This window comes from Streptomyces sp. NPDC026062, from assembly GCF_055568375.1.
The window spans coordinates 1-7,417 of record NZ_JBVHOQ010000047.1 but is presented as its reverse complement, the minus strand read 5'-3'; the positions used below and the strand labels follow the sequence as shown (position 1 = coordinate 7,417).

Genomic DNA, 7,417 nt, shown 5'->3' with positions numbered 1-7,417 from the left:
AAGCCCAACGGCGGCGTCCACACCGGCGGCGGCGCCCTGGCGTCGACGGTCGCCAAGGAATGGCAGCCCGGCAACGACGAAGAGGGCGGCAAGACCGAGAAGGCCGAGAAGTCCGACAAGGCCGCGAAGAGCGAGAAGACCGAGAAGAGCGACGAGGGCTGGAAGAAGGACAAGCCCAGCGGCGGCGTGCACACCGGTGGTGGCGCGATGGCCATGACCGGCGGCGGTCTGGCGGCCGGTTCGCTGCTGCTCCTCGGCGGTGTCGGTGTCGGCGCGTACAAGGTGCGCCGCCGTCAGGCGGCGGGCGGCGCGATGGCCTGACCCGGCCGCACCGCGAGCCGGTCGCTTCGCTGTCGCGGCCGCCGTCCTTCCGGACGGCGGCCGCGGCACCTTCGTTTTCCCCGGGTCCCTCCCCCGGTCCGGGCCCGGGTTTTCCGTCCCGTCCTGTACCGGCCGGGACGGGAAACCCGGGCCCGAGGGGAAAGCCCCGGCCCTGGCGGAGAAGTCCCGGCCCGGACGGGAAGTCCCGACCGGGGACGGGGAAGCCCCGGACCGGCGGAAGACCCAGGCCCGGACGGGGAAGCCCCCTGCCCCACGCCACCACCCCCACCTCCCCGCACGGACGAAAGGCACATTCCCATGGCCGCCCCGCAGTCGCCCGGTTCCCCCGCCTCCCCGCCTTCCTCCGACACCGTCACGCTCGGCCGCGCGCTGCTCTGGCCCGCCGCAGTGGCCGGGCTCGGCATGCTCCTGATCTACAACTCCATCGGCCCCTCGGCCGACGACAAACCACCCGCACCGCTCGCCGCCGCTGCGCCGGCCGCCCCGGCCCCCGCGGCTCCGGCCCCCGCTGCCTCCCCACCGGCCGCCGCCGTCCCCCAGCAGGTCACCCCCACCACCGCCCCCACCCCCACCACCGCCCCGGGCCTGTCCCGTTCCGTGCCGACCCGGCTCAAGATCCCGGCCATCGCGGTGGACGCCCCCTTCACCCCGCTGTCGATCGGCGCCTCCGGCCGCCTGGACGCCCCTCCGCCGAACGACAAGAACCTGGTCGGCTGGTTCAAGGGCGGTGTGACGCCGGGCGAGCGCGGGGCCTCGATCGTGGCGGGCCATGTCGACACGATGACCGGCCCCGCCGTCTTCCTCCAGCTGCGCTTCCTGCGCCCCGGGGCGACGGTCGACATCAAGCGTGCGGACGGCACGGTGGCCACGTTCAAGGTCGACACCGTCGAGACGTTCAGCAAGGCCAAGTTCCCCGACAAGCGGGTCTACGCCGACACTCCGGACGCCCAGCTGCGTCTGATCACGTGTGGCGGCACCTACGACAAGAAGGCCAAGGACTACGAGGACAACGTGGTCGTGTTCGCGCACCTCGACTCGGCCAAGAAGGGCTGAGCCGCCGTGCTCCCCGGCGGAAATGCCCGTGCGCCGGGCCGTGGGGCGCTGCTAGCGTCCCCCGTATGAAGAAGCGCGCTGCCATGACGACGACGCCGGAGAGTGTCCCGGCGCGCTGACTGATGACCAGTCCGAAGCCCCGGGGCGAGTGCCCCGGGGCTTCTGCTTGCGGTCACTCGCCCTCCGTACGCGAGGAGACCGCCATGCACGACCACCGCAGGCTCGGCCGCGAGCTGGAGCTGTTCGACACCGACCCGCTGATCGGCGCGGGGCTCCCCTACTGGCTGCCGGACGGTGCGGCCCTGCGGCACACCCTGGAGGAGTACATCCGCACCGCCGAGCGGCTCGCGGGCTACCGGCACGTGTACTCGCCGGTGCTCGGCAAACGTGAGCTGTACGAGATCTCGGGGCACTGGTCGCACTACAGCGACGACATGTTCCCGCCGATGGACCTGGGCGGTGAACAGGTCGTCCTGCGGCCGAGCCTGTGCCCGCACCACGCGGTCATCTACCGTTCCCGCTCCCACAGTTACCGCGAACTGCCGCTGCGGATGGCCGAACTGGGCGGCATGTACCGCTCCGAGCTCTCCGGGGTGCTCGGCGGGCTAACCCGGGTGCGGGCCATCCAGCTGAACGATGCCCATATCTTCTGCACCCTGGACCAGGTGGCCGAGGAGGCGCGGGCCGCGCTGGACATGATCCGACGCGCCTACGAGGCACTGGGCATCCGCCCGGCCCGGTTCCGCCTCTCGCTGCCCGGCCCGGGCGGCAAGTACGTAGCCGCGCCCGAGATGTGGCAGCGCTCGACCGCCCTGCTGACCGGGGTCCTCGACGCCTCCGGGCTGCCGTACGAGGCGGTCGAGGGCGAGGCGGCGTTCTACGGCCCCAAGATCGACGTCCAGGTCGCCGACGCGGCGGGCCGCGAATCGACCCTCTCGACCGTCCAGGTCGACTTCCACCAGCCGGAACGGTTCGATCTGCACTACATCGGCGCGGACGGGGCGAAGCACCGGCCGGTCATGGTGCACCGCAGCATCATCGGCAGCGTGGAGCGGGCCGTCGCCCACCTGATCGAGGAGCACGGCGGCGCGTTCCCCGCCTGGCTCTCCCCGGTCCAGCTGGTGATCCTGCCGGTCTCGGACACCGAACTGCCGAACGCCGAGGCGCTTGCCGCCCGCTGCACCGCGCTCGGGCTGCGGGCGGAGGTCAGCGGCCGGGAGCGCGGCAGTCTGGGGGCCAGGATCCGGGACTCCCGTCTGGTGCCGTACCAGGCGGTCCTCGGAGCGGCGGAGGCCGCGGACGGGCTGGTGGCGCTGCGTCTGCGGGACGGCCGCCGTCTCGATCCGCTGCCGGCCGCGGAGGTCCTTGAACGGATCGGCGCGCTGGTCGCGGGGCACCGCACCGCGCTGTGGGACGACCACTGAACCGGCCGGCCTGAAAGGGCCCGCATGAACGGGCCCGCCTGAACGGGTCGGCCTGAACGGGTCGGCCTGAACGGGTCGGCAGGCGGGGCTCCGAGACGCTCCGCCTGCCGGACTTCCCGGATTGCCCGGACAGCTGGGGCAGCTCTCCGGTTGCCCGAACAGCTCGGGCTGCTCTTTCAGCTCGGGCAGCTCGGGCAGCTCGGACAGAATCAGTTCGGGACGGGCTCCGGCTCCGCACCGGTGCGGCGGGCGGAGACGAGAGCACCGGCCAGGGTGGACGCGACGACGAGCAGGGCGAGCACGACGGTCATCGTGAGCCGGAGCCCGACGTGGTCGGCGAGGAAGCCGAGCGCGGGCGGGCCGACGAGGAAGGCGACGTAGCCGGCGGTGGAGACCGCGGCGACCCGTGCCGCCGCGTCGCGCGGGTGGTCGCCCGCGGCGGACACGGTGACCGGGAAACCGAGCGAGGCGCCCAGCCCCCACAGCACCGTGGCGGCGCCCGCCATCAACGGGCTGGGAGAAACGATCACCACCGTCAGGCCCAGCGCGGCGATGACCGCGCTGATCCGGACGACCCGGACGGGACCGAAGCGCTCCAGGAGGGGGCCGCCCGCGAAGCGGCCGAACGTCATCGAGGCGGCGAAGACCAGGAAGGTCAGCGACCCGGCGGTGGCGCTCACCTCGTAGCCGTCCACCATGAGCAGCGGCAGCCAGTCGTTGGCCGCCCCCTCCGCGAAGGCCATGGCCAGCACGATCACCCCGATGAGCACAAGCCGCCGGTCCCGCCACACCGTGAACTGGCCCCGCCACCCGCCAGGTCCGGCGGTGCCTGCCTCTTCCTTGCCCGTGCCGTGGGGGATCGCCCGGACCGCCAGGGCCGAGGCGGCGGCGACGAGCACCGAGACGGCCGTCAGATGCCATCCGACGGGGAACGCGACTGCGGTCAGCGCCATGCCGAGCAACGCCCCGATCACGGTGCCCAGACTGAAACAGCCGTGCAGCACCGGCAGAACGGGCCGGCCGATAAGCCCCTCCACATCCGCGCCCTCGATGTTGAACGCGACTTCGGCAAGCCCCATCCCGCCGCCGAACAGGGCCAGTCCGCAGAAGACCCCGACCGCCAGCGACAGGCCCGTGGCCGCGGCGACGACCAGTAGTCCGGTCACGATCAGTGCCGCGCCGACGGTGATGGCGGTCCGGCCGCCATGACGGCGAACGAGCGGTCCGGAGGCGGTCACCCCGGCCATCGAACCGGTGGACAGTCCGAAGAGCACCAGTCCCATCGCGCCGGTGGACACGTCGAGGCCGTCCCTGACGGCGGGGGTGCGGGCCACCCAGGAGGCCATGCCGGCGCCGGCGGCGAGCATGAAGAGAAAGAGTGCGGTACGCCTGCGGCGTGTGGCGGCATCCATGAAAGCGGGCCTCGGTAGTTCAGAAACGGGTTCGGGACGGGTTCGGAAGTTCGGAATCCGGGTTCGGAAGTTCACCGGCGGAGTCCGGCAGGGGCGTACGATCGTACGCCTCTGAAGTGTACGATCGTACCCATGACCGACCACTTCGCGGGAGACCCGCGTACGAATCATGAACGGATGCTCGCCGGGGACCTCTACATCGCCGACGACCCCGACATCGAGGAGGCCCAGCGCCGCGCCGTACGCCTCGCCGCCCGGTATCTGGCGGCGTACACCGAGGACCCGGACGCCGCGCGGCCCGTCGTCGCCGAGCTCCTGGGCGGTCTCGGCGCCGGTGCGCACATCAGGCCGCCGCTGTATGTGGACTACGGCTCGTACCTCACGGTCGGCGAGGACACGTTCATCAACTACAACCTCACCGCCCTGGACGTGGCGCCGATCACGATCGGCCGCGACTGCCAGATCGGGCCGAACGTGCAGCTGCTCACCCCTACCCACCCGGTGGAGCCGGAGCCGCGCCGGGACAAGCTGGAAGCGGCGAGGCCGATCACGATCGGCGACAATGTCTGGCTGGGCGGCGGTGCGATCGTGCTGGCCGGCGTGACCATCGGGGACAACAGCGTGATCGGCGCGGGAGCCGTCGTGACCAAGGACGTGCCCGCCAACGTGGTCGCGGTCGGCAATCCGGCCCGGGTGATCCGCTCGATCTAAGGGCTGCCCACCAGGCCCGCAACCGGCACGGTGTACCGGAAGGGGCCCGACCACCCCGACCGGCACGGTGTACTGGAAGGGGCCCGAGCACCTCTCTGCAGAAAGAAGCACCGTGGCGACCGGACAGAACGACCCCGAGCGGCGGGAGCGCATCATCACCGCCGCGCTCGACCTGATCGCCGAGGAGGGGGTCGCCGGGACCTCGCACCGAAAGGTCGCCGCCCGTGCGGGGGTGCCGCTCGGCTCGATGACGTACCACTTCGGCGGCATGGACGAGCTGCTGCGGGAGGCGTTCAGCCGTTTCTCCAGCAGCATCGTCGCCGTCTTCGAGGAACGCCTCGGCGCCGCCACCACGCCTGCCGAGGCCCGGGAAGCGGTCGCCGATCTGGTCCACCACCTCTCCGGCGGGAACCAGCGCGAGCTCGTCCTCACCCACGAGCTGTACACCCTCGCCGCCCGCAAACCCGCCTACCGCGAGCTGACCCGGGAGTGGATGCGCCGCAGCCGCGTTGCCCTGGAGTGGCACTTCGACCCGGCGACGGCACGTCAGCTCGACGCGCTGATCGAGGGCCTGTCCATCCATCGCGCCCTGGAGACCGAGCCTCATGACCGGGCCCTGACCGTCGAGGCGATCGCCCGCGTCACCCGGGCCCACGACGCACGTTCCTGACGCGCCCCCAAGACCCCTGGCCGGCACCCCACCTGACCAAGGTGCCGGCCAGGCCCCTCCCTTGATTCGCTGGGATCACGCGGTGGAAGGAACGGGCAGAACACGGCCGAGGACTGGCAGTGGGACAACACCCTGTTCCGGGGCAGTGGGCTCGACCCGGACGAGGACATGCTGGCCGAAGCGGAACGCCGGGCCCGGCCGCGCGAGGTGCACAACGTGCGCTGGGTCCGCGCCCGCGCCGAGGAGCTGCCGGCCGGACTCGGCGCCCGTTCCACGCCGTGATCTTCGCCCAGCCGTTCCACTGGACCGGGCGCGACCAAGTACCGTCCGCCGTCCGCGACATGCCTGAGCCCGGCGACGCGTTCGTCCAGGTGAACGACCTCAAGGACCCACTGCCCGGCCCGGGATCATCCCGCTGCCCCGTCGGGACCGGTGACGGCCCGCCGTCCGGCGAGGCAGGCCCACGGCCAGGTGTCGCCATCCCCCAGCAACCGTGCGGTGACGGTGAACCCGGCCTGTTCCATCAAGCCGCCGACCCGGCCGGGTGAGAGAAGGTGAATGTCGTAGCTCACGCCGCCGTCGCGCCGGGGCCCCCTGTACGGCTGATCCTCGCCGGCGTGGAACCCGAGCAGCAACCGACCGCCGGGCGTCAGCACCCGATGGAACTCGGCGAGCAGGACCGGCAGCAGCGGCGGGGGCGTGTGCATGATCGACCACCAGGCGACGGCGCCCCCGAGTTCCCCGTCCGGAAGCTCCAGACTGCTCATCGAGCCCACCTCGAACGACAGCTCCGGATGGCTGCGCCGGGCGATGTCCACCATGCGCGGCGACAGATCCACGCCCCGGACCGCGAGACCGAGCCCAGCCAGGTGTGCGCTCACATGCCCGGGCCCGCACCCCAGGTCGGCAACGGGCAGGCCGCCGTCGTCCCGCACCTCTTCGGCGAACGCGCCGAGCATCGCGCGTCCCCACACGTCCCGGGCGAAGGCGTCCTCGATGCGCTCGGCGTAGCCCTCGGCCACGGTGTCGTAGTAGGCCCTTGTCGCTGTCAGTCCGGCGGCGTCCGTCACCCGTCCGACCCTAGACCGCTCCGGTTCCGGACCGCATGCCCCGGAACCGGCGGACACCGGCCGGGCAGACCCGGCCGGGCGGGGATCGGGCAGGGATCGGGCAGGGATCGGGCAGCGGAAACGCCGCGCGCCATGGGCGGGTTCGGCGGGTTCGGCGGGTTCGGCGGGTTCGGCGGGTTCGGCGGGTTCGGCAACATCATCTCCTGAAGCCAACCGCACCCCGAACTGAGCGCGAAATAGGTTAATTGCCGTGCCGCTGGCGTTATTTATTGCGCCCAGATGGATCGGCCGAGGCTCCTGATGCACACCTCTTGACGTTTCCCGGGTAACGGCGGAACCATCAACACCCGTCGGAGAGCGCTCTCAGAGGCCAACCGACGAGCCCGTCGTGTCACCCGTACCACGACTCAGGAGACGTACACCCATGCATGTTCCCCCCACGGAATCCCCTACGGAATCCCGCACGACTCCCCCCACGGGAACCCCCACCGCACCCCGGCGCAGGCGCCGGACCCGCTCGTTCGGGTTTGCCGCTTTCGCCGTTTCCCTGCTCATGGCCGTCCCCACGGCGCAGACCGCCTTCGGCGAGGACGCGCAGGCCATCGAGGGAGGCGGCGATCTCGGTCCCCAAGTGATGGTGTTCGACCCGTCGACGCCCGGTATCCAGGCCAAGGTCGACGAGGTGTTCAAGCAGCAGGAGTCGGCGCAGTTCGGCACCGGCCGCTATGCGCTGAT

The 7,417-nt window shown here is 71.8% G+C and carries 6 protein-coding genes and 2 pseudogenes; 6 read left to right on the top strand and 2 right to left on the bottom strand.

Annotated elements, in window-relative coordinates; translation table 11 throughout:
* From ACZ4LX_RS31990 to thrS, 3 genes and pseudogenes are all read left to right on the top strand, one after another.
* Positions 1-321 (top strand): annotated as a pseudogene (locus tag ACZ4LX_RS31990) (hypothetical protein); the annotation flags it as partial.
* A gap of 318 nt (positions 322-639) precedes the next feature.
* Entirely contained in the window at positions 640-1,395 is a 756-nt protein-coding gene (locus tag ACZ4LX_RS31985; RefSeq protein WP_467650409.1) for a class F sortase, read from the top strand.
* A gap of 122 nt (positions 1,396-1,517) precedes the next feature.
* Positions 1,518-2,819 carry a threonine--tRNA ligase gene (gene thrS / locus ACZ4LX_RS31980; protein ID WP_467650408.1) on the top strand — a complete coding sequence of 434 codons (1,302 nt, stop codon included), beginning with the start codon at positions 1,518-1,520 and terminating at the stop codon, positions 2,817-2,819.
* 209 nt (positions 2,820-3,028) lie between these two features.
* On the opposite strand, the gene ACZ4LX_RS31975 is transcribed toward thrS, so the two are convergent.
* Positions 3,029-4,231: an MFS transporter gene (locus ACZ4LX_RS31975; RefSeq protein ID WP_467650407.1), complete on the bottom strand. Its 1,203-nt coding sequence runs from the start codon at positions 4,229-4,231 to the stop codon at positions 3,029-3,031.
* A gap of 132 nt (positions 4,232-4,363) precedes the next feature.
* Between ACZ4LX_RS31975 and ACZ4LX_RS31970 the strand changes: the two genes are divergently transcribed.
* Both ACZ4LX_RS31970 and ACZ4LX_RS31965 read left to right on the top strand, forming a co-directional pair.
* Positions 4,364-4,942 (top strand): sugar O-acetyltransferase, encoded by a 579-nt coding sequence (locus tag ACZ4LX_RS31970; protein WP_467650406.1) that lies wholly within the window; start codon positions 4,364-4,366, stop codon positions 4,940-4,942.
* Between the two features lie 112 nt (positions 4,943-5,054).
* Complete coding sequence (locus ACZ4LX_RS31965; RefSeq protein WP_467650405.1) at positions 5,055-5,612, top strand: TetR/AcrR family transcriptional regulator; 558 nt, start codon at positions 5,055-5,057, stop codon at positions 5,610-5,612.
* Positions 5,613-6,019: 407 nt separating this feature from the next.
* Here ACZ4LX_RS31965 and ACZ4LX_RS31960 read toward each other — a convergent pair whose 3' ends face one another.
* Positions 6,020-6,682 (bottom strand): class I SAM-dependent DNA methyltransferase, encoded by a 663-nt coding sequence (locus ACZ4LX_RS31960; RefSeq protein ID WP_467650404.1) that lies wholly within the window; start codon positions 6,680-6,682, stop codon positions 6,020-6,022.
* A gap of 424 nt (positions 6,683-7,106) precedes the next feature.
* Here ACZ4LX_RS31960 and ACZ4LX_RS31955 point away from each other — a divergent pair.
* A pseudogene (locus ACZ4LX_RS31955) lies at positions 7,107-7,417 on the top strand (coagulation factor 5/8 type domain-containing protein); the annotation flags it as partial.